Source organism: Janthinobacterium leeuwenhoeki (assembly GCF_051380795.1).
In the GTDB taxonomy this organism is placed as follows: Bacteria; Pseudomonadota; Gammaproteobacteria; order Burkholderiales; family Burkholderiaceae_D; genus Janthinobacterium.
Genome location: NZ_JBNYXT010000011.1, coordinates 80233 through 105604, shown reverse-complemented (window position 1 = coordinate 105604; position 25372 = coordinate 80233). Strand labels below are relative to the sequence as shown.

The window sequence follows — 25372 nt, the reverse complement described above, 5'->3', positions numbered from 1 at the left end:
AATCGGGTGCGGGTAAAACAGCGATTGTAAGCCAGATGGGGACGGGCGGCGATGCTTGTCAAACGGTAAAAGTTGCATGTTGACATTTACATGGCATGAACGCACTATGCCCTGTCACAATGCGCCGCCATGAGCGGTGCGGTGCACTCGCTTGTTGTCGCCACCTTCATACACTGGAGTTCCATGTCTACTCGTTTGCCTTTGCTGCCCATCACTGTTGGCCTGATGGCCTCGTCTTCCCTGGCCATGGCGCAAGATGGCGGCTATCAAATGCCACCGGCGCCCCTGCAAGCCATCGTCGATGCGCCGCGCGCGCCGACCCTGAGCCTGAGCCCGAAACGCAATCTGGCGGCCGTGCTGCCCACGCCAGCCTTGCCCGGCATTAGCGAAGTGGCGCAACCGGAATTGAAGTTGGCGGGCTTGCGCATCAATCCGCGCACGTATTCGGCCAGCCGTTTCAGTTTCCACACGGGACTGGGCTTGCTCGACATCGATACGCAGAAGGAAATCAAGGTTAGCGGCTTGCCCGCCTCGCCGACCTGGCCTGGTCGCCCGACCAGCGCTACCTGGCGTTTACGCACATCGCCTATGCCGATCCCGCCAGGGGCGTGAAAGAGTCCGGCGTGGAACTGTGGCTGCTCGACGTGCAGACGAAAGCGGCGCGCAAGCTGGGCAATCAATCCTTGTCGACCGTCTACGGCCGCGGCTTTTCCTGGATGCCGGACAGCAAGACCTTGCTGGTGCAGCTGAAACCGGCCAAGCTGGGCCCAGCGCCCGTGCAGAGCGGCATCCCGACGGGCCCGTCCATCCAGGACAGCGTGCCGGGCGGCGGCGTCAAGCAATTGCGCACCTATCCCGACTTGCTGAAAAACGAACAGGATGCGCGGTTGTTCGAACACTACATCACCGTGCAGCTGGCCTTGCTGGACGTGGCGGGCAAGCAGCGTCTGGTGGGCCAGCCGGGCCAGTTCTCGCGCGTGTCGGCCTCGCCCGACGGCAAGCACCTGCTCACGACCAGTATCGTGCGTCCGTATTCGTATATCGTGCCGGCGCATGACTTCGGCCACAAGATCGACGTGCGCGACCTGAATGGCAAGGTGGTACATGCGCTGGCGGCCCTGCCGCTGGAAGAAGGGCTGCCGCCAGGCAATGATGCCGTGTCCGCGGGCGTGCGCTCCGTCAGCTGGCGCGTCGATGCGCCCGCCACCCTGGTGTGGGCCGAAGCGCAGGACGGCGGTGATCCGGCCAAGGCCGCCGAGATCCGCGACATCGTCTACACGCAGGCGGCGCCTTTCACCAACAAGCCGGCCGTGCTGGCCAGGCTGGCTTCGCGCTATGCGGGCGTGGCCTGGGGCCGTGGCGACCTGGCCCTGCTCAGCGAAGCGTGGTACAAGACGCGCGCCGTCAAGCAGTGGAAAATCGCACCGGATCAGCCGGCCACGCCGGCCGACCTGGTGTACGCCGGTTCCTTCGAAGACCGCTACAACGATCCGGGCCAGCCCGTCATGCGCGCAGATGCTGCCGGCTTGCCGCGTCTGCTGATCGCTCTTGATAATTCCATCCTGCTTGATGGCCAGGGCGCCTCGAAGGATGGCGACCGCCCCTTCATCGACCGCCTGAACCTGGTGACGAAGCAGAAGGAACGCCTGTTCCAGAGCGCCGCACCCTACTATGAAAACGTGGTGGCCGTGCTGGACGAGGATGGCAGCCGTTTGCTGTCGACGCGCGAATCGCCTACCGAGCAGCCAAACTACTTTGTGCGCAACCTGAAACAGCAGGGCGCCGCGCAATTGACGCCCCTTACGCACTTTCCCCATCCCTTGCCGCAATTGAAGGAGGTGCAGAAAGAGCTGATCCGCTACAAGCGCGCCGATGGCGTGGACTTGACGGCGACATTGATGTTGCCGCCGAACTACGACGTGAAACGCGACGGCCCGCTGCCAACCCTGATGTGGGCGTATCCGCAGGAATTCAAGACGGCCAGCGCCGCCAGCCAGACCAAGGGTTCGCCGTATAAATTCAATGCCGTCAGCTACTGGGGCCCGGCCGCCTTCCTGTCGATGGGCTACGCCGTGCTCGACAATCCATCGTTTCCCATCGTCGGCAACGGCGAGCAGGAACCGAACGACACGTATCTGCCGCAGCTGGTGGCCGACGCCGAGGCGGCCGTCGACGAGGTGGTGCGCCGTGGCGTGTCCGACCGCAACCGCATCGCCATCGGCGGCCACTCGTACGGCGCCTTCATGACGGGCAATTTGCTGGCGCACACGCGGCTGTTCCGCGCCGGCATCGCCCGCAGCGGCGCCTACAACCGCACGCTGACGCCGTTCGGCTTCCAGGCGGAAGAGCGCCCGTTCTGGCAGGCGCCGGCCGTCTACCAGGCCATGTCGCCATTTAATTATGCGGACAAGATCAAGGATGCGCTGCTGATGATCCATGGCGAGCAGGACAACAACTCGGGCACCTTCCCCATCCAGAGTGAGCGCATGTTTCAGGCCGTCAAGGGACTGGGCGGCACGGCGCGCCTGGTGATGTTGCCAAACGAAAGCCACGGCTACCGCGCGCGCGAATCGATCATGCAGATGCTGTATGAAAGTAATAACTGGCTGGAGAAATATGTGAAGAACGCGGCGCCGCCAGCCGCCGACATCAAGCCGGCAGGCAAATAAGGGCAGCGGCGCGCATCTCGTGGTATGGTCTTCTTTTGTCTGCAGGGAGACCAGCCATGTCCGTCATCCATGTCCACCGCGCGCCCGACCCGGCGCCTGTCGATGACCCCATGCCGGCGCCGGAGCCGCAAGAAGCGCCCGGGCACCACCCGGGGCCCGAGCATCCGGTGCCGCAGGAAGATCCCGTACCCGATCCGCACCCCAGTTAATCTCCTCAAGAAAGGCTGTTTTAGATGGCAATTGTCAAGGAAGTCTACACACGCAAAGTCAGCGGAGAATCGTTCGACTATGAACTCGATTACACCCAGGGCGCAGACGTGGCCTGGATTGCGCGCGTGTATCACGACGGCGTGCTGAAAGGCTCGCCGCACGGCGCGCTGACGGCCAACGTGCTGTCCGGCCCCGCGCTGGAGCAATATTTGCGCGCGTATGTCGAAGGCATGATCGAGCGGGGGCTCGACGTGGCCGAGTAAGCTATTTGCGGCAGAGCAAAGAAAAGGGCGCCGAGGCGCCCTTTGTTGTTTCTGGTGGTGTCGGATTACGCGGCTGCGCCGCTAATCCGACCTACGCACATGCACGTAATCCGACAACATTGTTGGCCGCCACTCTAATCAAATGCCCAGGTGTATAAAACGTCCAGCGCATTGTTGGTACCCGTCTGGAATTGCAGGGTGATGCGACGGTTCAGTTTGTAGCGCAGCTTGACCAGGCTCGTCGCCGTGCTCGTGCCTTGCTCGAACGTCAGGTAGGCGCGCGAGGACAGGCGCTTGCCGACGGTGACGACCGTACTTTCCAGCCCTTTCGCCTGCGACAGGCCCACTTCATCGAGTCCCAGCGAACTGGCCAGCTTGCCCTGCAAGCCGCCGCCGGAGCCACCGAAGAGGGCGCCTGCGGCCGTCGTCAAGAGGGCCATTTCATCGCCGGCCGCCGTTTCCGCGCCGTGGCCGAGGATCAGCCAGGCCAGCTTGTCGCTATCCGACACGCTCGGCGTGGAGACCAGTTTGGCTGTCGGCGCCTGGGCCGTGCCGCGCACTTCCACGCCCGCTTCCACATTCGTTTCCGACAGCGCTTCGCCCTCGGGACGCTTGCGCACGGCGAGGATGTTCAGGGATGGGTTGTCGTAGGCGCCCGTGAAGGCGATCAGGCCCCGCTCGATGGCCAGTTTTTGCCCATACGCCGCATACAGGCCGTTGACGACCCGGATGCTGCCCGTCACGCGCGGCGCGGCGCGGTTGATGACTCTGGCGCGCACATTGCCCGCCAGGTCCGCATCGATGCCCATGCCGCGCAGGTGGAAGGCATTGCCCAGGTCGAATTCGAGGTCTATATTCAGGGGCAAGGATGGCGCTTCCTTGCCGCCCTTGACTTCCTTGCCCAGTACCACCACGTCGCTGCTTTGCGTCGGGGTATCCTGCGGCGCCAGCTCGATCAGCGCGCGGTTGGCCTTGAACTTGCCCTCGAAGCTGAAACGCTTGTCGTTGCGTACCAGGGTGCTGTTGCCTGACAGAATCAAGGTACGGTCGGGACGCGACAGCGCCTGCAGGCGGTCGGCCAGCAGTTTCAGTTCCAGGCTCGCTTCGCCGTTCGCAAAGCGTACCCAGCCATCTGCCTGCACCTTGCCATCGCCGCCGTCAAAGCTCAGGCGCTGCAATTGCAATTGATCGCCGGCCAGCTTGGCTTGCAGCACGCCATTGCGCAACTTCAAGCCCTGGTCGGCCCAGTTCACCAGCAGCTTGCTGCCGTTGATGTCGCCATTCAATTGCGGCGCGCCGATGGTGCCGCTGCCGGCCAGCGCGATTTTCAGGGCGCCGCCCAGTTCCAGGCCCGGCTGGCCCGTCAGCGGCGCCAGCCATGCCAGTGTATCGACGTTGGTGGTGCCCGTCAGGGAGAGGGCGCTGTCGTTGCTGATGCGTCCACCCAACATTTGCACGGTGGCATTGATATCGCTCTGGCCCGCGCGTGCGCCATCGAGTTTGAAGGCCAGGCGCAGTTGCTGGTTGGCCACGTCGATGCGCGCATCGAGGGTGCGCAAGCCCAGCGCCAGCGGCTGTTCCACGCCCACCGTCACATCGCCTTTTTCGCGGTAAATGTGCAGCATGCCGGCCAATGACGGGTCTTTTTGCTTGGCCGTCGGCACCTGCATGTCGAGCGACCATTGCGCGCCCAGGGTCAGGTCGCTGCGCGCATTGGCTTGCAGCGCGGGGATCACTTGCGCCAGGTAGGTCAGCGCCACGCCGGCCGCCTGGCCGGAACTGGTCCAGCGGGAGCCGTTCTTGGCCAGACTTTGCATGGTGATGCTGCCTGCCGGTAACTTGATGACGGTGTTGCCCACGCTGATCTGTTCCGGCTGGCCCAGGCCCGCCACGCCGCTGCCGGCGGGACCGGCCACTTTCACGGGCACGGGCGCTTGCAGCACCAGCGCATAGCGGCCCTTGTTTTGCAGGCTGTCGATGCTGCCCGTCCAGCTGGCGCCGCTCTGGCTGCCGCGGATTTGTACGGTGGCATCGAAATCGTCATTGCGCGCCGTCAAACTGACAGTATGGCTGCCGCGCGTGCCCGTCGTGCCCAGGCGGGCGCTGGCCAGCTTGAAGGTGGGCGTGCTGTAGCCCGTGATGTCCAGGCTGCTGACCATGGGGTCGAGCGCGCCCTGGCCGGCGCCCACGCTGGCGCTGCCTTTGATGGATTTCAATTGCTGGTCGCCAAAGAAGGTCAGGTCACGGCCGTCGAGCGTCAGTTGCGCGGCCGGCGCGTCCATCTTGCCGGAGACGGAGCCGGCTGCCTGCAGCACGCCGGCAAAGCGGGGGCCCAGGGTCGACAGTTGCGGCGCATCAAGTTTCCATGTCAGCTTGTCGGTGGCGCCGCCCAGCGCGCCCTTGGCCAGCAGGCTGTTCGGCCCCAGGCGCAGTTCCGCATCCACGCTGTCGACCCGTTTCGCGTTGGCCGACAGCTTGGCGTAGCCAGCCAGCGGGGCGTTTTGCAAGGTCGATTCGCGCAGGGCCAGGTTGAGGGCCAGTTGCCAGTCGCCGCTCAGGCGGCCGTTGCCGTTGAAATCCGCATTGACGTTGCCGTTGGGTAATGTCGCACCGAAGGCGGCCGGGTTGATCTTTTGCAAAGAACCCGTCATTTTCAATTCCGCTTCCTGCTTCGGCCCCGTCAAGCCCACGTCGCCGCTGGCGTGGATGGCGCTGTCCGGCGCCGGGCGTTTGCCGCTGGTGAGGCCCAGTCCCTTCGCATCGGCAACAAAGCTCGTGCGTGGCTGCTGCAGCGTGCCTTGCACCACGCCGCTGGCCAGCACCGTGCCCAGCAAGTCGCCCTGCAGGGCAGAAAGTTGCCGTGCATCGACGTTCCAGTAGAGTTTTTCGCCGGCGCCGCCAAAGTTGCCCTTGGCCGTCACGTTGTTCTTGCCCAGCGCCAATTGCACGTCGATGCCGCTGAAATGGGCCGCATCGGCCGTCAGCTTGCCCTTGCCGGACAGGGGCTGGTCGAGCAGCTTGCTGGGGCGCACGGTGAAGTCCGCATTCGCCAGCCACTGGGGGGCCACGTGGCCGTTGGCGCGCACGTCGAGGTTCAGGTCGGCCACGGGGAAGGCGCCGAAGTCGGCGGGATTGAGACGGCTGGTGCTGGCCACGGCCTTGAAGGGTTGCTCATCCTTCAGGCTGATCTGGCCCGTCGCGTTGACGCTGCTTTTGCCCGCTTGCAAGGTCGCCTTGCGCAATTGCACGAGAGAATCGGCCAGGGTGGCTTCCACGTCCAGGCGCAGCTTGGCTTCGCCCAGCTTGGCGCGCAGGGTCTGCGTCTTGCCGTCGCTGTCGAGCACGATATCGCCGACGATCTTGGTGCTGTTGATGCTGCTGTAAATGTGCTGCAAGTCGATCTTGTCGGTGTGCAAGGTTAACTGCGCATTGCCGATGGGCGCATCGACGGCGTCGCGGTTGAGCTTGCCGCTACCCGTGAATTTGCCCGCGTTGCCGAAATCGATGATGGCCGATTCCAGCGTGGTGGCCGTCAGGGTGCCGCCCAGGCGCGCCTCGAACTGGCGCAGCGGCAGCTTTTGCTGGTCGATGGGGCCAGGCGTGGCGTGGTTGAGGATGGCCAGCTTGCCCGACACGCTTTGCGCGCTGGGGCGGGTATCGATGGCGGCATCGAGTTCCAGGCTCAGGTCCGCCTGCGGCAAGGTGGCGTCGAACTTGCCCGGATTGATGTTGCGGCCACGGATGCTGGCCGAGCGCAGGATGATGACGGGGTCGAACGGCGCCAGCGCCAGCTGGGCGTCGGCCGTGGCCGCGCCTGCGCTGCCCTTGGCCGTCACGTTCAGCACATTCAAGTCGCCGGCCAGTTGCAAAGCGAGGGCGGCGGGTTTTTCACCGGCCGCGGGGTTGAGCTGCGTCAAGCCGGCTTTGCCTGACAGTTTGAACGGTTGCGTGGCAGCAATCGTCGCGCTGGCCGTGGCCTGGCCGAATGGCGTCAGGGCCGAGGCGTCTTCCAGCTGCCATTGCGTCTTGTCGCCCGACAAGGTGAAGTGGATCTTTTCAAATACCGTGTTGCCGCCCGCGCTCACCAGGGTCACCTTGTCCAGGCGCGCGTCGCTGATGCCGATCTTGAAGGGTGAAGCCAGGCTGGCCGGCATCGTCGACGGTTCCTCGGAGGGCGCCGTGCTTTCCACGGACAGGCTGGCCACGTGCAGTTCGCTGATGGCGATGCCTTCCGAAAAGAACTGGAGCGGCGACCAGTTGATGTCGATGTTGTCGGCCGTGATGTGCTGCGTCTTGCTGCGGTAGCTGACGTGGCCCAGGTGCATGCGGTTGTACAGCGAGCCGGACACGCCCGACACTTCGATTTCGCCGCCGCTGGCACTGGCCACTTTTTGCACCAGCATCTGCAAGGTCGATTCGCGGCCCAGGAACCAGAAGGCGCCGCCCAGCAGCACGGCCAGGCTGACGACGGCGATCAGTACGTAGCGCAACCAGCGGCGCGGCGCCGGCGGTGGAGGGACGGCGTCGGGCGCCTCGGTAATCATGTCGGACATCAGAAAGTGAATCCCAGAGAGAAGTGCAAACGGTAGGCGTGGACGGCGTGGCCATACGCCACGTCGACATTGATGGGGCCGACGGGGCTCTTGTAGCGCCCGCCCAGGCCGTAGCCCGATTTCGGCGTCATGGCCGCTTTCACGGTATCGGCCGCGTTGCCGGCGTCGTAGAAGGCGGCGACGGCCCATTTCGGCTTGAACCAGTACTGGTATTCTGCGCTGGCGGTGGCCATGTAGCGCCCGCCGACGGTGGCGTCGCCTTCCTTCACGCCCAGTTCCTGGTAGGCATAGCCGCGCACCGACTGGTCGCCGCCCGCGCGGAACAGGTAGACGGCCGGCACGCCGCGTTTTTCCTTCGAACCCAGCGCGCCCATTTCGCCGCGCACGATCAGCTCGCCTTTTTCACCCAGCGGGCGGTAATACACGGCCTTGCCGGCCACGCGCACGAAGCGCTCGTCCGTCAGCACGGGCAGCAGGGCGCCGCCCACCTGGGCATTGATGACATAGCCCTTGGTGGGGAATAGCAGGCTGTCGAGGCTGCGCTTGGTGATGGCATAGGTCAGCGGCAAGCTCTTGCTGCGCGTCTGTTCCAGGCCGACGACAGTCTTGTCTTCGCTGAGGAACTCGAACGTCAGGCTGCGCTCAAGGTTGGTACCGCCCCAGTTGCGCTTGGCCGAGATGGTGGTGACGGCCGTGATTTCGTTGGAAATGTCGCTGCGCTCGAACGAGGCGCCCGCGCTGTCGTTGTAGCCGCGCTCGGTCGTTGGAAAGTAAAAATTGGCGTGCGCCGCCTGTTTCTTCGTTTCCATGGTGATCGCGCTCTTGAAGCGCGTGCCCCACACGTTCAGGTTGTCATAGTTGAGCTGTGCGCGATTGCCCGTGTTGGTACTGAAACCCAGGCCGGCGCTGACGTTCTGCTGCTTGTTTTCCGTCACGCGCACCACCAGCGGCAGCAGCGGTGCGGGGCCGCGGTTGACGGGCTTGAGGGGCTTGGCTTCGGGGGCGGCGCCGGCGCTACCACCTTCGGCCTCGGCTTGCTGGCTTTCCTGGCCCGCTTCGATTTGCTCGCTGAGGATGCTGCTCATGTCGGCGCTCACTTCTACGCTGGCAAAATAGCCCGTGTCCTGCAGGCGCGCCTGGAGCGATTGCAGCGCCGATTCGCTGTAGTACTCGCCCGGACGTATCTTGTCGAGGTTGCGGATGATGCTGGCATCGTAGCGTTTCAAGCCTTCGATGCGCAGTTCGCCGAAGCGCAGCTCGGGGCCGCTGTCGAGCACCACCAGCAGGGAGACCGTGTGCGTTTCCGGGTCGACCACGGCTTGTGTGTCGACCAGCTGGGCGCGCGGGTAGCGCGTCTGCACCACTTCGCGCAGCAGGGCGCGCTTGGCCGATTCCCAGTCGGATTGGCGAAACACGCTGCCTGTTTTCAACGACCAGCTGCGCTTCAGCGCTTCCGTATCGTAGGGTTCGGACGCGGCCAGCGGCGGCGTGGGGTCGAAGCCGCGCAATTCCAGCTCGACCTTGTCGATGGTCACGGGCTGGCCCGGATCAAGGTCGACGATGACGACGGGTTTTGCCCCCGTCGTGTCGACGCGCACCGTGACGACGGGCGTGTAATAGCCGGCCGTGGCGACGAGGTTTTTGGCTTGCTCGGGCGTATCGCGCACGAGGCGCTGCAATTGCTCGCGGTCCATGCGCGGGTTGCCGCGGAAGCGTTCCAGATCCAGGTTTTTTTCGAGCAACTCATCGAGGTCGCCGGGCGCGTTGACCTTGACCTCGTACTGCAGCGGGGCGGGCGCCGCTTCCGTGACGGGGCTGTCGGCGATGCCGTCTTGCGGGCGCTCTTGCGTTCCCTCCTGCCCGCGGGCCTGGACGGCCGGGCATACCAGGATGACACTGCCGGCGGCCGCCAGTGTCAGTTGCCCCATTACTTTTGTCACTACTTGTGCCAAAATTCGTGGTCGTATCGCCTTGCCGGCAGCCGTATGCCGTATGGGTCGTGCAGAAAACATGGTGCTCCAGATGAGTAAATGCTGACTGCATGTTACCGGAATAGGTAAACTGATGGCGGACGAATAAGTATTTTTTGCACCGGGAATCATGTTTCCCTGCGCACTATTGCAACAGATAAAAACATAGAAAGAAAATTTATGCTAGCAACGGACTCCGCACTGGTGCTCTTTAGCGGTGGACAAGATTCCACCACCTGCCTGGCCTGGGCCTTGAAACACTATAGCCGCGTGGAAACCATCGGCTTTGACTACGGCCAGCGCCATGCGATCGAACTGACCGTGCGTCCCGGCGTACTGGAACAGATGCGCCAGCAGTCGCCCGAATGGGACAGCCGCCTGGGCCAGGATCACATGATAGACCTGTCCCTGATTTCCGCCATTTCCGATACGGCCATGACGCAGAACGTCGAGATCGTCATGCAGGAAAACGGCTTGCCGAACACCTTCGTGCCTGGACGTAACTTGCTGTTCATGACGGTGGCCGCCACCGTGGCGTATCGCCGCGGCTTGACGGTGCTGGTGGGCGGCATGTGCGAGACGGATTTTTCCGGCTACCCGGATTGCCGCGACGATACGATGAAGGCCCTGCAAGTGGCCCTGAACCTGGGCATGAACACGCGCTTGAAGCTGGAAACGCCGCTGATGTGGCTGGACAAGGCGCAAAGCTGGGATCTGGCGGAAGACCTGGGCGGCCAGCCGCTGGTCGACCTGATCCGCAGTGGCACGCACACCTGCTATCTGGGCGAGCGGGGCGAGCTGCACGACTGGGGCTATGGCTGCGGCACCTGCCCCGCCTGCGCCCTGCGCGCCAACGGCTACCAGCAATACGCGGCGAGAAAAGCCCTGAAGTAAGCAGTTGTAAGCAAGTTGCGCCGTTTCTTCAAGCGGCGCGGCCACGATGGCATGCGGGCGCAGGCTGCCGGCCAGCAAATGCCGCGCCGTGTGGATGATGCCGTCGAGGATGGTTTTCACGGCATCGAATTTTCCCGGAGTACGCATCATTGCATTGGTGAAATATGTGATCTTTTTAATACAATATTCAGCATTGCAAGGGCGCCCGCTGTAACGTACTATCATTCTCATCGACTACCGATGGTAATCGTGCAGCCCGCTGCCAGCCATGCTGCTGGCCGTGTAGCGGTTTGATATCCGTTCTGCTTTTCCGCCTGTCATGCCTACACGCGCGTCTACATCGTGGTTTGCCAGATCAGTGTCGCACTGGGCGGGCGCGCGCGCGTTGGCCGCGCTGGTGCTGGCGCTGTGCCTGGGATTGACGTATGGCGCCTGGCGCAATGCCGACGACGCCAGCGAACAGCAGGTGCAGGCCGATTTCGATTTCCGCGTGCGCGAACTGGTGAACAACATCGTCGGCCGCATGCAGACCTACATCCAGGTGCTGCACGGGGTGCAGGGCCTGTATGCCAGTTCGCAGGAAGTCACGCGCCGCGAATTCCATACCTATCTGGTGGTACAACAGGTGGACCGCCACTTTCCCGGCATCCATGGCATCGGTTACCTGCCGTTGTTGTCCGGCGCTGCCCTGGCGCGGCATGAGGCCGGCGTGCGCGCGGACGGCTATCCCGGCTATGCCGTGCGTCCGCATGGCCAGCGCGCCTGGCATGCGCCCATCACCTATCTGGAACCTTTGAGCGAGAGCAACCTGCTGGCCGTCGGCTACGACATCGGGTACGAACCCGTGCGCCGCGCCGCGCTGGAGCAGGCGCGCGACACGGGCCAGGCCGCCATGACGGGCAAGATCCACCTGGTGCAAGATGGCGGCAGCGCCCAGGCGCATGGCTTCCTGGTCGTGCTGCCCGTGTATGACAATGCTTTGCCGCACGCCAGCGTGGCGCAGCGGCGCGCCGCCTTGCGCGCCTGGGTCTTTGCCCCGTTCCGCATGGGCGACCTGATGGCGGGCGTGGGCGGCGAGAGTGCGCGCCAGCTGGACCTGGAAATCTATGATGGCGCGCAACTCGCCGAGGCGGCCCTGATGTATGACAGCTTGCCGGGCGCCTTGTCGTCTGCCGCTTCGGACAGCCTGCTGTCGCAGCAAGTGATCACCATCGCCGGCCATGCCTGGACCTTGCGCGTGCGCGCCATGCCGGGCTTTGATGGCGAACTGCTGGCGCGGCCCCGCCTGGTGGCCTGGACCGGCTTGCTGGCCAGCATCGTGCTGGCGCTGGCGGCCTGGCTGCTGGCGGCGGGCCGCGTCCGCGCCCAGGCGGCGCTGGTGCGTTCGAGCGAGCTGACGGGCCAGCTGGAGCAGGGGCAGGCGAGCGTGCTGGCGATGGCTGAAGCGGCGCAGCGCAGCCAGGCCATGCTGCGCAGCATCCTCGATTCGACCATCGACGGCATTCTGGTCGACAATACCGATGGCCACATCTTCACGTCGAACCGGCGCTTCCGCGACCTGTGGCAAGTGCCCGACGCGCTCGACTGGCAAGCCGATGGCGCGGCGCTGGTGCGCCATGTGGAAAGCCAGCTGGAGCAGGCGGCGCCTTTCCTTGGGGCACGCGTGCACGCGCCGCACGGCCACCGCGAGCGGCGCGACGTGCTGCACCTGTGCGATGGACGGGTGGTCGAGCAATATGTGCGCAGCATGCAACTGGGCAATGAACAGGCGCGCTTGTGGACCTTCCGCGATATCAGCGAGCGCAGCCAGATGGAGCGGCGCGAGCACACGCGGCGGCAGGTGCTGGAAATGCTGGCCACGGGCGCGCCGCTGGAACGGGTGCTGGAAAGCGTGGTGCTGAGCGTGCAAGCGGATCATCCTGCCATGTTGTGCAGCATCTTGCTGCTCGATGAAAGCCGCCACCGCCTGGTGCTGGGCGCGGCGCCGGGCTTGCCCGCGTTCTTCAACCTGGCCAGCCATGGCCATGACCTCGACACCCTGCAGGGCGTGCATGGTATTGCCGCGCAAGCTGTGCGCGACGGCCAGCGCGTGATCGTCGGCGACCTGCATGCCGATGTGCAGGACGCGATGGAACTGGCGTGGCGGGCCCAGCTGCAATCGTGCTGGGCCGAGCCCGTGCGTGGCGGCTCGGGCAAGCTGCTCGGCGTGCTGATGGCGTATCACCGCCAGCCCACGTTACCGGGCGCGACGCATCTGGCGCGGCTGAGCGAGGCGGCGCACCTGGCCGGCATGGCCATCGAGCAGGCGCAAGTGGCGCTGGCCCTGCGCGCCGGCGAAGCGCGTTTCCGCAGCCTGTACGACCATGCACCCGTGGCCCTGTGGGAACAGGACTGGTCGGCCGTGCGCGCCGCGCTCGATGCTCTTGAGCAAGCGGGCGTGCGCGACCTGGGCGCCCACTTCCAGGCCAATCCGGACGCGCTGCAGCAACTGGCGGGGCTGGTGCGCATCATCGATGCGAACGGCGCCGCCCTGGCGCAAGTGCGCGCCAACGAAGACGATCAGCGCCGCGGCGCGCTGGGCCTGGCGCAGAATTTCGACGACAGCGCCTTGCCCCGTTTCGGCGACGCGCTGCTGGCGCTGGCTGGCGGCGCCCACCTGTACGAATGCGAGAGCAGCTTCGTGCGCCTCGATGGCGCGGCGCGGCAAAATGAATTGAGCTTGCTGGTGATGCCCGGCCATGCGGACAGCCTCGATTTCGTCATGGTGTCCACGCTCGATATCACCGAGCGCAAGCGCATGAACGCGGAACTGCTGCAGCTGGCCACCACCGATTTCCTCACCGGCTTGCCGAACCGGCGCCACTTCATGGCGGCGCTGGAAAACGAGCACGCCCGCTTGCAGCGCGAACTGGCCAGTTTCGCCAGCGTGCTGATGCTCGACATCGATCACTTCAAGCGGGTCAACGACGAGCATAGCCATGCCGTGGGCGATACCGTGCTGCGCCACCTGGGTGCGCTGATGTGCCAGGCGCTGCGCAAGGTCGATGTGCCGGGCCGCGTGGGGGGCGAAGAATTTGCCATCTTGCTGCCGGGCACGGACCTGGCGGCGGCGGCCGTGTTTGCCGAACGGCTGCGCCGGCGCGTGGCGGAAAGTTCGCTGACCATCGATGGCGGCATTGTGATTACCATCACGGTGAGCATCGGCATGGCAGCCATGGCCGGCACCGATGCCGATTGCGACGCCGTGCTGGCGCGCGCCGACGAGGCGCTGTACCGGGCCAAGCGGGGCGGGCGCAACCGCATCGAGCAGAATGACGGCGGCAGCGACGGCGTGCTCAGCAAGTTTATGGCGCAGTGATTACAGGCTGTGCTGACGCGCTTGCGCCTGCTTGTGCTTGCGGCTGACGATCAGCCAGACGATGGCGATGGGAATCAGCAGCGGCAGCAGCACGGGCGTGCTCAATGCCAGTGCAAGTACCACGCACAAGGCCACCACGGCGATCAGCACCACGCCCACGCCGGCCAGTACTATGCCTGTGACGACGGCGGCGCACACCAGCGCAATGGCGGCGATCAGCAAGCCGCCGCCGGCAAACACCAGGCCGAACAACCACTCCAGCGGACCGTCGACATCGTCGCCGTTGAACTGCATGTGCATGTCGCTGCCGCTTATCTTGTCGAGGAACAGGCAGGCGAGCATGACGATGAGGACGAAGGTGAGCAGTTTTTTCATGGTGAGCCTCAGTGTGTAGGTGATGGGGTCTTGCATGGTTACACTGTAGGGGCGCGACCGGCAGGCCGCCAGCGGCGTGCGACAGGCCGTCATTTTCACGGTATGGAAGGCGCTGACGGGCAGAAAACGCTGATCTGGAACAAGATTTCTTTTCTTGTAATGTGTGCAAGCCGTCCTATACTGAATACCTCAGTCTCGCAAGGAGGGCAACATGCTTTTGTTTGCAGATACCGGGGATCAATCGCTATCCCCCCCTGACCATCGAATCACGCGCCAGCGTAGCGCCCCGCAGTCCTGCGCCGAGCCCGTCGGCGCGCCATCGGCGATACCGCCGATCATCATTACGCCGTTCAATTACCATACGCCGCTGCCGGCCATCGACCCGCGCTGGATACCGCCCGGTCCGCCGCTGATCTGGCCCAACCGGCCAGCCATGTCCATGTGCTGACAACTGCCTGGGAAGGTGCCGGACGGAAGCATTGAACGTTCACCCATGCCGCCGGCAAGGCGGCACGGGCGGGCGTTTTCGACTATCATGCTAGCCCCGACCTTCCATCACGAGCACCGCCATGAGTACCGATTTCCCTGATTTTTCCGATGAAGCAGCCGAGCAGGATAATGACGCCCCGATCCAGGAGCCGCGCCTGTGGGTAGGCAATGGCTGGACGGCGAGGGTGATCAAGAACGAGGAAGATGAAGGCTGGGCCGTGGCCATGATCAAGGATGGCGAACCGGAGCCGGCCCTGGTGGGCCCATGGACCATGGGCCGCGACAAGAAAAATCCGAAGCCGCTCGACGTCAACGCGTTCAACACGCTGGTGAAGACGGCGTCGGAAGTGCTGCGCCGCCACGAGCAGCAGCTGCATGCACAATTGCACAAGAACCTGTTTGTCGCCACCGACGAGGGGCAAATCAAGGTGATGTTCGACATCGTCCCCGACGAAGACCATCCGTACGCGGAACTGAGCGCCTACGACGCCGACGGCGAACAGATCGCCAAGGTGCGTACCTCGGCTGCGTTCAAGTTCAACGCCACGTCTGCCGCCAACTGGATCGAGGGCGGCTACCGCCGCCCATAACAGGCGTAGGTCGGATTAGCGGGGCAAGGCCCCGCGTAATCCGACCTATTGTTGGCGCCAGTGGTGGTGTCGGATTACGCTCCTTCGGATCTAATCCGACCTACCTCCTCTTCCTTCTCCACCTCCTCTTGCCGGCGATACGCCAGCCGGTACAGCAGCGGCAGCACCAGCAAGGTCAATGCCGTCGACGACAGGATGCCGCCGATCACCACGGTGGCCAGCGGACGCTGTACTTCGGCGCCCGTGCCCGTGGCAATGGCCATCGGCACGAAACCCAGCGAGGCCACCAGCGCCGTCATCAGCACGGGCCGCAAACGCGTGATCGCTCCTACGCGGATGGCGTCCTGCAAGGGCATGCCCTGTTCGCGCAGCTGGCGGATGTAGGCGATCATCACCAGGCCGTTCAGCACGGCCACGCCGGACAGGGCGATAAAGCCGACCGCCGCCGAGATCGACATGGGAATGTCGCGCAGCCACAGGGCGACGATGCCGCCCGTCAAGGCGAACGGGATGCCGCTGAACACCAATAAGCCATCCTTCACGTTGCCGAACATGGCAAACAGCAACACAAACACGAGGGCCAGCGCCACCGGCACCACCAGCTCCAGGCGTTTCGTGGCCGATTGCAATTGCTCGAACTGGCCGCCCCAGCTGGTCCAGTAAGCAGGGGGAATGGTCACCTGCGCCTGCAACTGTTGCGTGGCGTCGGCCACGAAGGAGCCGATATCGCGTCCGCGCACATTCGCGCTGACGACGATGCGGCGCTTGCCATCTTCGCGGCTGATCTGGTTCGGCCCCGGCGCCACTTGCAGGCTGGCCACTTCGCCGAGCGGGATGAAGCGCGCGCGGCCTTCCGCCGCCGCGCCCAGGGGCAGGGCGATGGGCAGGCGTTTGAGCTGCTCCAGGTCGCTGCGCAGGCTGTCGGGCAGGCGCACGACGATGTCGAAGCGGCGGTCGCCCTGGAACAGGGTGCCCGCCTCCTGCCCGCCGATGGCCGTGGCAATCGCCGCTTGCACGTCGGCAATGTTGAGGCCATAGCGGGCCGTCTGCTCGCGGTCGATCTGCACCGTCAGCATGGGCAAGCCCGTCGTTTGTTCCACTTTCACTTCCGTCGCGCCCGGGATTTTGCCCAGCACGCCGGCGATCTTCGCTGCCGTGCTGTCGAGCACGGCCATGTCGTCGCCGAACAGTTTCACGGCCACGTCGCTGCGCACGCCGGAAATCAGTTCATTGAAGCGCAGCTGGATCGGTTGCGAAAACTCGTAGTTGTTGCCGGGCAAGCTGGTGGCCGTCGCTTCGATCTCTGCCAGCAATTGCTCGCGCGATTTTCCCGGTTCCGGCCATGCATCGCGGGGCTTGAGCATGATGTAGCCGTCGGATATATTCGGCGGCATGGGGTCAGAGGCGATCTCGGCCGTACCCGTGCGGGCAAATACGCGCGCGATTTCCTTGTGGTTTGCCATCAGCTTGCTTTCCAGCTGCTGCTGCATGGCCAGCGACTGGCTCAAGCTGGTGCCGGGGATGCGCAAGGCCTGGATGGCGATGTCGCCCTCGTTCAGGCTGGGCACGAATTCGCTGCCCATGCGCGTGGCCAGCAAACCCGACAGCACTACCGCTACTGCTGCGCCCGTCAGCACGACGGGCGTGTTGCGCATCACCTTGTCCAGCAGCGGCGCATACCAGCGCTTGGCGGCGCGCATGATGGCGTTTTCCTTCTCCGCTACCTTGTCGCCGATAAACAGCGCCACGGCGGCGGGGATGAAGGTGATCGACAGCAGCATGGCGCCCAGCAGGGCGATCACCACCGTCAGGGCCATCGGCGTAAACATGCGCCCTTCCACGCCCGTCAGCGCGAAGATGGGCAGGTACACGACCATGATGATCAGCTGACCATACAGCAAGGGACGGCGCGCTTCTTGCGATGCCGCAAACACTTCATCAAAGCGCTCCTGCAAGGTCAACGGCCGTCCCAGTTTTTGCTGCGCATGGGCCAGGCGGCGCACGCAGTTTTCCACGATCACCACGGCGCCATCGATGATGATGCCGAAGTCCAGCGCCCCCAGACTCATCAGGTTGGCGCTCACATGGTATTGCACCATGCCCGTGAACGTGAACAGCATGGCCAGCGGAATCACCATGGCCGTGATGATGGCCGCGCGGATATTGCCGAGGAACAGGAACAGGATGGCGATCACCAATACCGCGCCTTCGAGCAGGTTTTTCTTCACCGTATTGATGGCCTTGTCGACCAGCACCGTGCGGTCATACACGGTGACGGCGTGCACGCCTTTCGGCAGGCTGCGGTTGATCTCCAGCATTTTTTTATCGACGGCTTGCGAGACGGCGCGGCTGTTCTGTCCGATCAGCATGAAAACGGTACCGAGCACCACTTCGCGGCCGTTTTCCGTGGCCGCGCCTGTGCGCAGCTCGCGCCCCAGCACCACGTCGGCCACGTCGCGGATGCGAATGGCCACGCCCTGCACGTTGGCGACGACGATGTTGCCAATGTCGCTTTTTGAGGCCACCTGGCCCGGCGCGCGTATCAGCAGCTGCTCGCCCTGCCGTTCGATATAGCCGGCGCCCACGTTGCTGTTGTTGCGCTCGAGCGCCGTCACCACGTCTTGCAGGCTGATGCCGTAGGCGGCCAGTTTTTCAGGGTAGGGCGCCACCTGGTATTGCTTGGCGTAGCCGCCGATGGCATTGATTTCCGTCACGCCCGTGACATTGCGCAACTGCGGCTTGATGATCCAGTCCTGGATTTCGCGCAAGTCCGTCGGCGTGTACGGCGTGCCATCGGGCTTCTTCGCGCCGTCCTGCGCTTCCACCGTCCACAGGTAGATTTCACCGAGACCCGTGGAGACGGGACCCATCTTTGGCGTGATGCCAGCCGGCAAGCTTTCCTTGGCTTCCTGCAAGCGCTCGTTGATCATCTGGCGCGCAAAATAAATGTCCGTGCCATCCTTGAAGATCACGGTCACTTGCGACAGGCCATAGCGCGACAGCGAGCGCGTCTGTTCCAGGTTCGGCAAGCCGGCCATGGCCGTCTCGATGGGGAAGGTGACACGCTGCTCGGTTTCCAGCGGCGAATAGCCGGCGGACTGGGTATTGATTTGCACCTGCACATTGGTGATGTCGGGCACGGCGTCGATGGGCAGCTTTTGATAGCTGTAGATGCCCAGGCCTGCCATGGCGGCCACGGCCAGCATCACCAGCCAGCGCTGGTCGATGGCGAAGCGGATCAAGCGTTCAAACATGATGGTTTCCTTAGCTTTGACGTGATCAATGTTCGTGGCCGGCAGCATCCTTGCCCAGCTCGGACTTCAGCACGAAGCTGCCTTGCGCCGCGTACGGCGTGCCGGCGGCCAGGCCCTGTTTGATGTGCGTCAAGGTGCCGTCGCTGCGCCCCAGCACCACGGGCGTGGCCTGGTAGCCATCCTTGAGCTGCACGAAGACGACGGGCTTGTCTTCCACCGTCTGGATGGCCGTGCTTTGCACGGTGACGGGCGCGTCCGCTTCACCGGACACCACTTCCACCGTGACGAACAGGCCCGGGCGCCAGGCCATGTCGGGGTTCAGCAAGCTGATGCGTGCCTTGGCCGTGCGCGTCTGCTCGCCCAGCAGCGCGCCCACGTAGGTGATCGTGCCTTGCGCGCTGGCATCAAACGCGCTGGCTTTGACTTCCGCCTTGCCTCCCATGCGCACGGTGGCCAGGTCTTTCGCCGGCACGGCGATTTCCGCCCACACGGTCGACAGGTCGGAAATGATGAAGATGTTCGCGTCTTCCTTGACGGCTTCGCCCAGGGTGATATGTTTTTCCAGCACCATGCCGTCAAATGGCGCGCGGATGTCATAGCGGTTCAACGGGCCCTTGCTGGAACCACTGGCGCCCAGCGCACTGAGCTTTTGCTGCGCGTTCTGCACGGCGATTTCCGCCTCGCGCCACGTTTGCTGCGCCTGCAGGTAGTCCTGTTCGGCCGAAATTTTCTCGCGCCACAGTTTTTCTTCGCGTTCATACGTGGAGCGGGCCAGCGACAAGCGCCGCTGCGCGGACAGCAGTGCGCTGCGCTGTTCCGACAGCTCCGTGCTGGCGATGACGGCCAGCACTTGCCCCTTTTTCACCAGCCGGCCCAGGTCGGCGTGTACGGCTTCCACCACGCCGGCCAGGCGCGGCACGACGTGGGCCGTGCGGTCTTCGTTAAAACGGATTTCGCCGGGCAGGGCGACTGTCGTCTTGATGCGGCCGGGCGCGGCCGTGGCAATGACGACGCCGGCCGCACGGCTTTGCGCCGCCGTCAGTTCCAGCCGGCCTTCCACTTCCTCGTGGCCGTGTTCGTCTTTCTTTTCAGCATGGGCTTCCGCCTTGACGGCAGGGGCAGGTGGGGCGTCGGACTTGCCCGTGCCGAGGATGAGAACGGCCAGCACGATGCCGGCGGCCGCGATGGCGCCGATGGCGATCGCTTGTTTCTTGTCGAGTTTGATGTTCATAGTCGGGTCTTCCTTACAGGGGAGCGGGGGCGCCAAGCAGGCGCTCGATGTCGGCGGCGGCGTGCTGCGCTTCCGTCAGCGCGCGCAGGTATTGGTTTTTGGCTTGCAGCAAGGTGCGCTGGGCATCGAGCACGTCGAGAAAGGCGAACTTGCCGAACTCAAAACCCTTGCTGGCCGCGTCGTAGGCGCTCTGCGCGCCAGGCAAGATGTCCTGGCGCAAGCTTTCCACGTCGAGCCGGGCCGTGGCCAGGCGTTCGGTGGCGGCGGCCACGGCCGTTTGCACGGCGATGCGGGCGGCGGCCAGCTCGTCGCTGGCCTTGTCGCTGCGGCGCAAGGCGTCGAGTTTATTGCCCGCATTGCGGTCGAACAGGGGGAGTGGCAGGGCCAGGCCGATGATGGCCTGGTTGCGGCCCAGCTCTTCCGAGCGCTTCATGCCGATACTCACGGTGACGTCGGGCGTGGCGCGCCGCTGTTCCACGTCCAGCATGGCTTGCCGCTGGGCCAGCGCGCTTTGCGCCTGGCGCACGGCCGGGGCCTGGGCCAGGCGCGCCGTCAGTTCGCTTGCCGGGGGCAGCTCCGGCAAGGTTTCCAGGCGTCCCTCGGCGAGGGTAAAGCGTGGCGCGGCGTTGCCCCACAGGGCGGCCAGGCGCTTGCGCGCACTGGCCAGGGTGCTGCGGGCCAGGTTCAGTTCCAGCCGCACGCTGGCTTCGGCGACCCTGGCGCGGGTTTGCTCGACAGGCGAGGCCTTGCCGGCCGTCACCCGGCGCGCCGTGATGTCGCTGGCGCGGGCGGCCAGGGCCTGTGCGCTGTCGGCCAGGCGCAAGCCTTCCTGCGCCGCCAGGACGTCGACAAAGGCGGAAGTCACGGCGGCACGCGTGTCGGCTTGCTGCAGGGACAGGCCGGCCTGCGCCAGGTCTTCGCCGCGCCGGGCGACGGCGGCGCGCGCGCCCCGCTTGCCGCCCAGTTCTATCAGCTGATTGAGTTGCACGGTGGTGCTGCGCGTGGCGCGCCGCGTGTCTTCCAGCACGGTTTGCAGTTCAGGGTTGGGCAGGGCGCGCGCCTGCTGCAGGGCGCCGCCTTGCGCCGCCAGTTCATGGCGGGCAGCGGACAGGGTGGCGTTGCCGCCTTCGGCCAGCAGTAGCGCGGCGGGCAAGGTCAATGGAGTGGCAGGCTCCTGTGGAGCTTGCGCATGGGCAAGATTGCCGGTCAGCAGACCGGCGGAGAGCAATAACAGATAGATGGAACGGTACATCGAATTCTCCAAAAGCATGGAAAAGAATTCGACGGGACGCGCAGGCTGGCGCCCGGGTCAATCAGGCGCGTGTATTGCGATCAGTGCAATGAAATGTCCCGTCGGCCTAGGCGGCCGACGACCAGTCAGGGCGCTTGGGAGCGTCCGGGATGTGGGAAGCGTAAAAGAAGGGGGAGGTGTCCGCGTTCACGGACGCCGTGTCGCCGACGGGCAGGCTGGAGCCGGCCGGCAGCCATGCATGGCCGATGCCGTGGCAGACGTTGCAATCGCTGTGCGGCTGGCCTTTTTTCTGCTGTTCAGCTTTGTCAGCCACGGGTTTCTTGTCAGCATCCGCCTTGTGCTGGTGGCTATGGTGGCCCAGGTGCTGCGCCGCCTTGCCTTCCTCGTGCAGGCAATACGCGCTCGCCGCGGCCCAGGACATCTGGAGCGGAAGCACGAACAGCAGCAAAATGAGGAAGAATCGGCGCATGGTGATGGCTATTGTACAGAAAGAAGCGCTTAGCGTGGCTGGGCGCGCCACGCCTTCAGCTGCGCGGCGATGGCCTTGCCCTGGAACAGTTGCGGCTCGGAATGCTCTTCCGCTTCCATGCCGCCTTCGCGGAAGTCGGCCGCCTCGCGGGCCTGCACCAGGACTTTGGCCTGGTCGAATGCTTCCGTGAAGCTGGCGCTCTTCGGCAATGCTTCCTTGAAATACGCTTCGCTGAAGTACGTGAAATCGTTCTGGTCGTCGCAGCCGAACGAGGTGCGGTCGCTGCGCGCGGCCGTGATGATGAGGGTGTTGTCATCTTTTAATGGTGCAATGAATCCGCCCGCATAGCAGGCCGAGATCACGATGATTTTCCAGCGGATGCCGCTGTGCTTGAGCATGGACGCCAGTTCCTGCGCGGGCAGGCTGTGCAAGTCCATGCCGTTTTGCGCCAGCGCCAGTTCGTGCTCGGGCGAGCCGTGGCTGGTGAGGAACAGAAACAGGATGTCGTTCTGCTTGTCCATCTTGGTGCCCAGGGCATCGAGGCTGGCGGCTATGCTGGTGCGCGTGGCCATCGGCTGCTGCGCCACCGTGTTGCGGCTATTGACCAGTATCAAGGAACGGCCCACGGTACCGTAATCGCGGTCGAACTGGCGCTGCACGAAGGCCGTTTCGCGGTGAAACACTTCCTGTGCGCCATCGCCGGCCACGCCCAGCAGGTACAGATTGATCTTTTTCGCCGCGTCGCGCGGCAGTACACCGGCCAGGCTGCGTTCCAGCAAGGATTGCTGGTTGTACAGGGCCAGTTCGATATTGTCGCGCGTGAGCTTATCTGCGGCCGGGTCGTCCAGCTGGCCTTCCGTCCAGTGGCCGCTGTCTTCGCGCCGGCCGTCCGCCTGCGCCACGGCGTAGCGCAGCACGCCCTTGCCGTCGAACTGGCCATTCTTGAAACTGCCCCGGTATTCATCGCCGTCGGCCGTGCGCAGCACGCCTGCACCCTCGAATTTCCAGTCTTTCAACTCGCCTTCATAGTGGATGCCGTCGCTGGTGGTGACGGTGGCCTTGCCCTGCAGCTGGCCCTGGACGAATTCGCCTTCAAAAATGCTGCCATCCGTGTCGGTCAGCTTGCCGGTGCCATGCGGGCGCCAGTGCTTGAAGTGGCCTTCGAAGGTGGCGCCATCGGCGCCCTGGAAGCGGCCTTGTCCCTCGAAGCTACCCTTGACGAAGCTGCCCGCATACATCTCGCCCTTGGGCGAAGTGTAGCGGCCGATGCCATCGAAGGCGCCCTGGCGGAAGGCGCCCGTGTATTCGACGCCGGAAGCCTGGCGCAGCTTGCCCTGGCCGGAAAACACGCCGCGCGCGAAGCCCCCTTCGTAAAACGCGCCGCTCGCGTATTCGAGCCGGCCCTGGCCGTGCATCTTGCCCGCGACGAGGGGGCCGAAATAGCGTCCGCCATCGGCCGTTTCCGCCGCCGGCGCCTTGGCAGGCGCGGCGCACAGCGGCGGCATGCCCAGCGCGGCAAAGGCCAGCAGGCCGGCGAGGGTGTAGGGGCGAAGCGCGGCGCGTAGCGTGGCAGTCATGATGACGGTCTGGTCTGTAGGAAGGGGCCTAGTCTGCCACTGTATTGCCATCGTGGCAAATGCGCGCGTGGCGTGTGTTGCTCTGCCTCAAGGCAAGATTCTGCGTTTTATGCCGTGCCAAGGGTGGGCTGAACTGATAATATTGATTTTCAGAACATATTCTTACACAAGGCACACAGTTACCCATGGAAAGCCGTCTCAGCCGCCTGGAAGCCGTTCAAACCGTGTTGCTGGAAATCGGGCAGCGCTCGAGCACCTGCAGCGATATCAGCGAATTTCTGCAGGCGGTGCATGCGGCGCTGGGGCGCATCATGTATGCGGCCAATTTTTATGTGGCCCTGAGCGACCGCGACGATGGCCTGGTGCGCTTTCCGTATTTTGTCGACGAATTCGACGCCGCGCCCGATCCGGACGAGGGCGTGCGCCTGGCCAGCGCCGCGCAGTCGCCCACGGCATGGGTCATCGTCAACCGCAAGCAACTGGTGATGACGGCCGATGATGACGCCATGCGCGCCATCGATGGCGGCGCCTGGGGCGGCGGCACGGCGGCCGAGCACTGGATCGGCTGTCCGCTGCAAGACCAGCAGCACCAGGTGCTGGGCGCCATCGTCATCCAGAGCTATGACGCGCAGCACCACTTCAGCCTGGAAGACCAGGCCCTGTTCGCGCTGATCGCCACGCACGTGTCGAGCGCCCTGCAAGGCATGCAAAGCATGGACCGCCTGGAAAAGGCGGTGCAAGAGCGCACAGCCCTGCTGGCGCACGAGGTGGCCGAACGGCGCCGCGCGGAAAACCTGCAGCATGCGCTGTATGAAATCGCCAACCTGTCGGCGCAGGCGGCCGACGCGACGACCCTGTATGCGCGCCTGCACGCCATCATCAGCGAGCTGGTGACGGCGAAGAATTTTCTCATCGCCCTGTATCACCCGGACAACAAGGACATCACGATCCCGTATTTCGTCGATGAAAAGGATGCGCAAGCGCCCGTAAAACGCTTTCACTACGGCATCGGCATGAGCTCGTACGTGCTGGCGCGGCGCCAGGCTTGCCTGCTCGATGCCAGCAGCTATGCGGCGCTGGTGGCCAGCGGCGAGATGGACGAGCCGCTGGGCAATGTCGGCATCGCCAGTTGGATGGGCGCGCCCATGTTGCTGGGCGAACGCAAGTATGGCGTGATCATCGTGCAAAGCTACGACGAATCCGTCGTGTATGGCCAGGCGGAACTGGACGTGCTGGCCTTCATGGCCAGCCACGTGGCCGTGGCGATGGCCCGCATCCAGGCCGACAACGCCATGCGCCAGGCCAAGGAAGCGCTGGAAGAGCAGAACGCGGCCCTGAACAGCGCCCTGAGCGCCTTGCAGGAAGCGCAGTCGGAACTGGTGCGCCAGGAAAAACTGGCCTCGCTGGGGCGCCTGGTGGCGGGCGTGGCGCATGAAATCAATACGCCGCTGGGCATTTGCGTGACGGCCACCAGCCACCTGGTACAGGAATTGAAACTCACGCGCGAAGACCTGGAAGGCGGTCAGCTCGATGAAGGCGGCTTGCTGCAATTTTTCGACATCATCGACCAGACCCTGCGCATCATGACGACGAACACGCAGCGCGCCGCGGCGCTGGTGCGCAGCTTCAAGCAGGTGGCCGTAGACCAGTCGTCGGACGAATTGCGCAGCTTTAACTTGCGCAAATACCTCGATGAAATCCTGTTGTCCTTGCAGCCCAAGCTGAAGGGCAAGCCGATCAAGGTGGACATCGATTGCCCGTCCGAGGTGCAGCTGCGCAGCTATCCGGGCGCCGTCTCGCAGATCGTCACGAATATGGTGGTCAATTCACTGGTGCACGGCTTTGTCGAAGGCGAGCCGGGCAAGATCAGGATCAGCGTGCGGACGGCCGGCGAGATGCTGGAACTCGATTACAGCGACGACGGCATGGGCATGGACAGCGCCACCCTGGGCCAGCTGTTCGATCCTTTTTTCACGACAAAGCGGGGTTCGGGCGGCAGCGGCCTGGGTGCGCATATCCTGTATAACCTGGTGACGGGGCCGCTGGGCGGCACGGTGAAGGTGGTCAGCGCGCCGGGGATGGGGCTGCATTACAAGATCCGTTTCCCGCTGGAGCCACGTAGGTCGGATTAGCGGCAAGGCCGCGTAATCCGACGCTACCAGCGGCGCCAACGATGTTGTCGGATTACGCGCGGCGTTGCCGCGCTAATCCGACCTAC

The 25372-nt window shown here is 64.4% G+C and carries 17 protein-coding genes; 9 read left to right on the top strand and 8 right to left on the bottom strand.

Annotation, left to right across the window (positions count from 1 at the left end):
- Positions 1-183 precede the first annotated feature (183 nt).
- Genes ACQ4WS_RS11785 through ACQ4WS_RS11770 form a run of 4 tightly spaced genes read left to right on the top strand, consistent with a single transcriptional unit; the run spans position 184 to position 3142 of the window.
- A complete protein-coding gene (locus ACQ4WS_RS11785) occupies positions 184-612 on the top strand; it encodes a hypothetical protein (protein ID WP_436476423.1) in 429 nt (142 codons plus the stop codon).
- A complete protein-coding gene (locus tag ACQ4WS_RS11780; protein ID WP_436476421.1) occupies positions 609-2669 on the top strand; it encodes an alpha/beta hydrolase family protein in 2061 nt (686 codons plus the stop codon). The genes ACQ4WS_RS11785 and ACQ4WS_RS11780 overlap by 4 nt, the downstream gene beginning before the upstream one ends.
- A gap of 56 nt (positions 2670-2725) precedes the next feature.
- Positions 2726-2878: a hypothetical protein gene (locus ACQ4WS_RS11775; RefSeq protein WP_436476419.1), complete on the top strand. Its 153-nt coding sequence runs from the start codon at positions 2726-2728 to the stop codon at positions 2876-2878.
- Positions 2879-2902: 24 nt separating this feature from the next.
- Positions 2903-3142, top strand: coding sequence for a hypothetical protein (locus ACQ4WS_RS11770; RefSeq protein WP_034753464.1), 240 nt, complete (start codon positions 2903-2905; stop codon positions 3140-3142).
- 134 nt (positions 3143-3276) lie between these two features.
- Here the strand turns inward: ACQ4WS_RS11770 and ACQ4WS_RS11765 are convergent, their stop codons facing one another.
- Positions 3277-7695, bottom strand: a complete 4419-nt coding sequence (locus ACQ4WS_RS11765; protein ID WP_436476417.1) for a translocation/assembly module TamB domain-containing protein — start codon at positions 7693-7695, stop codon at positions 3277-3279.
- Complete coding sequence (locus ACQ4WS_RS11760; protein ID WP_436476415.1) at positions 7695-9623, bottom strand: autotransporter assembly complex protein TamA; 1929 nt, start codon at positions 9621-9623, stop codon at positions 7695-7697. Before ACQ4WS_RS11760 ends, ACQ4WS_RS11765 begins: the two co-directional genes overlap by 1 nt.
- A gap of 222 nt (positions 9624-9845) precedes the next feature.
- Between ACQ4WS_RS11760 and queC the strand changes: the two genes are divergently transcribed.
- The gene (gene queC / locus ACQ4WS_RS11755) at positions 9846-10559 is read left to right on the top strand and encodes a 7-cyano-7-deazaguanine synthase QueC (protein ID WP_101483693.1); all 714 of its coding nucleotides are present in this window, start codon (positions 9846-9848) and stop codon (positions 10557-10559) included.
- A gap of 358 nt (positions 10560-10917) precedes the next feature.
- Positions 10918-13917: a sensor domain-containing diguanylate cyclase gene (locus ACQ4WS_RS11750; protein WP_436476412.1), complete on the top strand. Its 3000-nt coding sequence runs from the start codon at positions 10918-10920 to the stop codon at positions 13915-13917.
- Here ACQ4WS_RS11750 and ACQ4WS_RS11745 read toward each other — a convergent pair whose 3' ends face one another.
- Positions 13918-14292: a hypothetical protein gene (locus ACQ4WS_RS11745; RefSeq protein ID WP_436476410.1), complete on the bottom strand. Its 375-nt coding sequence runs from the start codon at positions 14290-14292 to the stop codon at positions 13918-13920. It lies immediately after the preceding gene.
- Positions 14293-14503: 211 nt separating this feature from the next.
- Between ACQ4WS_RS11745 and ACQ4WS_RS11740 the strand changes: the two genes are divergently transcribed.
- Together ACQ4WS_RS11740 and ACQ4WS_RS11735 are read left to right on the top strand one after the other, a co-directional pair.
- Positions 14504-14740 (top strand): hypothetical protein, encoded by a 237-nt coding sequence (locus ACQ4WS_RS11740; protein ID WP_436476408.1) that lies wholly within the window; start codon positions 14504-14506, stop codon positions 14738-14740.
- A gap of 121 nt (positions 14741-14861) precedes the next feature.
- Positions 14862-15371: a hypothetical protein gene (locus tag ACQ4WS_RS11735; protein WP_077399117.1), complete on the top strand. Its 510-nt coding sequence runs from the start codon at positions 14862-14864 to the stop codon at positions 15369-15371.
- A 74-nt stretch (positions 15372-15445) separates the two neighbouring features.
- Here ACQ4WS_RS11735 and ACQ4WS_RS11730 read toward each other — a convergent pair whose 3' ends face one another.
- The 5 genes from ACQ4WS_RS11730 to ACQ4WS_RS11710 all read right to left on the bottom strand — a co-directional run bounded on the left by ACQ4WS_RS11730 (position 15446) and on the right by ACQ4WS_RS11710 (position 23154).
- The gene (locus tag ACQ4WS_RS11730) at positions 15446-18625 is read right to left on the bottom strand and encodes an efflux RND transporter permease subunit (protein WP_436476405.1); all 3180 of its coding nucleotides are present in this window, start codon (positions 18623-18625) and stop codon (positions 15446-15448) included.
- 25 nt (positions 18626-18650) lie between these two features.
- Complete coding sequence (locus ACQ4WS_RS11725) at positions 18651-19856, bottom strand: efflux RND transporter periplasmic adaptor subunit (protein WP_436476403.1); 1206 nt, start codon at positions 19854-19856, stop codon at positions 18651-18653.
- Between the two features lie 13 nt (positions 19857-19869).
- Positions 19870-21108, bottom strand: coding sequence for a TolC family protein (locus tag ACQ4WS_RS11720; RefSeq protein ID WP_436476401.1), 1239 nt, complete (start codon positions 21106-21108; stop codon positions 19870-19872).
- A gap of 106 nt (positions 21109-21214) precedes the next feature.
- Positions 21215-21577, bottom strand: a complete 363-nt coding sequence (gene czcI, locus ACQ4WS_RS11715; protein ID WP_436476399.1) for a cation efflux protein, CzcI family — start codon at positions 21575-21577, stop codon at positions 21215-21217.
- Positions 21578-21606: 29 nt separating this feature from the next.
- Entirely contained in the window at positions 21607-23154 is a 1548-nt protein-coding gene (locus ACQ4WS_RS11710) for a C13 family peptidase (protein WP_436476397.1), read from the bottom strand.
- A gap of 185 nt (positions 23155-23339) precedes the next feature.
- On the opposite strand from ACQ4WS_RS11710, the gene ACQ4WS_RS11705 reads away from it, so the two are divergent.
- Positions 23340-25286 (top strand): GAF domain-containing sensor histidine kinase, encoded by a 1947-nt coding sequence (locus ACQ4WS_RS11705; protein ID WP_436476395.1) that lies wholly within the window; start codon positions 23340-23342, stop codon positions 25284-25286.
- Positions 25287-25372: the final 86 nt, after the last annotated feature.

What these genes read in the sequence shown, in the direction of transcription:
- ACQ4WS_RS11725 (WP_436476403.1), bottom strand. Translation starts at nt 19,856, where the DNA reads ATGAACATCAAACTCGACAAGAAACAAGCGATCGCCATCGGCGCCATC.
- queC (WP_101483693.1), top strand. Translation starts at nt 9,846, where the DNA reads ATGCTAGCAACGGACTCCGCACTGGTGCTCTTTAGCGGTGGACAAGAT.
- ACQ4WS_RS11760 (WP_436476415.1), bottom strand. Translation starts at nt 9,623, where the DNA reads ATGGGGCAACTGACACTGGCGGCCGCCGGCAGTGTCATCCTGGTATGC.
- ACQ4WS_RS11710 (WP_436476397.1), bottom strand. Translation starts at nt 23,154, where the DNA reads ATGACTGCCACGCTACGCGCCGCGCTTCGCCCCTACACCCTCGCCGGC.
- ACQ4WS_RS11705 (WP_436476395.1), top strand. Translation starts at nt 23,340, where the DNA reads ATGGAAAGCCGTCTCAGCCGCCTGGAAGCCGTTCAAACCGTGTTGCTG.
- ACQ4WS_RS11745 (WP_436476410.1), bottom strand. Translation starts at nt 14,292, where the DNA reads ATGAAAAAACTGCTCACCTTCGTCCTCATCGTCATGCTCGCCTGCCTG.
- ACQ4WS_RS11765 (WP_436476417.1), bottom strand. Translation starts at nt 7,695, where the DNA reads ATGTCCGACATGATTACCGAGGCGCCCGACGCCGTCCCTCCACCGCCG.
- ACQ4WS_RS11770 (WP_034753464.1), top strand. Translation starts at nt 2,903, where the DNA reads ATGGCAATTGTCAAGGAAGTCTACACACGCAAAGTCAGCGGAGAATCG.
- ACQ4WS_RS11740 (WP_436476408.1), top strand. Translation starts at nt 14,504, where the DNA reads ATGCTTTTGTTTGCAGATACCGGGGATCAATCGCTATCCCCCCCTGAC.
- czcI (WP_436476399.1), bottom strand. Translation starts at nt 21,577, where the DNA reads ATGCGCCGATTCTTCCTCATTTTGCTGCTGTTCGTGCTTCCGCTCCAG.
- ACQ4WS_RS11730 (WP_436476405.1), bottom strand. Translation starts at nt 18,625, where the DNA reads ATGTTTGAACGCTTGATCCGCTTCGCCATCGACCAGCGCTGGCTGGTG.
- ACQ4WS_RS11720 (WP_436476401.1), bottom strand. Translation starts at nt 21,108, where the DNA reads ATGTACCGTTCCATCTATCTGTTATTGCTCTCCGCCGGTCTGCTGACC.
- ACQ4WS_RS11785 (WP_436476423.1), top strand. Translation starts at nt 184, where the DNA reads ATGTCTACTCGTTTGCCTTTGCTGCCCATCACTGTTGGCCTGATGGCC.
- ACQ4WS_RS11735 (WP_077399117.1), top strand. Translation starts at nt 14,862, where the DNA reads ATGAGTACCGATTTCCCTGATTTTTCCGATGAAGCAGCCGAGCAGGAT.
- ACQ4WS_RS11775 (WP_436476419.1), top strand. Translation starts at nt 2,726, where the DNA reads ATGTCCGTCATCCATGTCCACCGCGCGCCCGACCCGGCGCCTGTCGAT.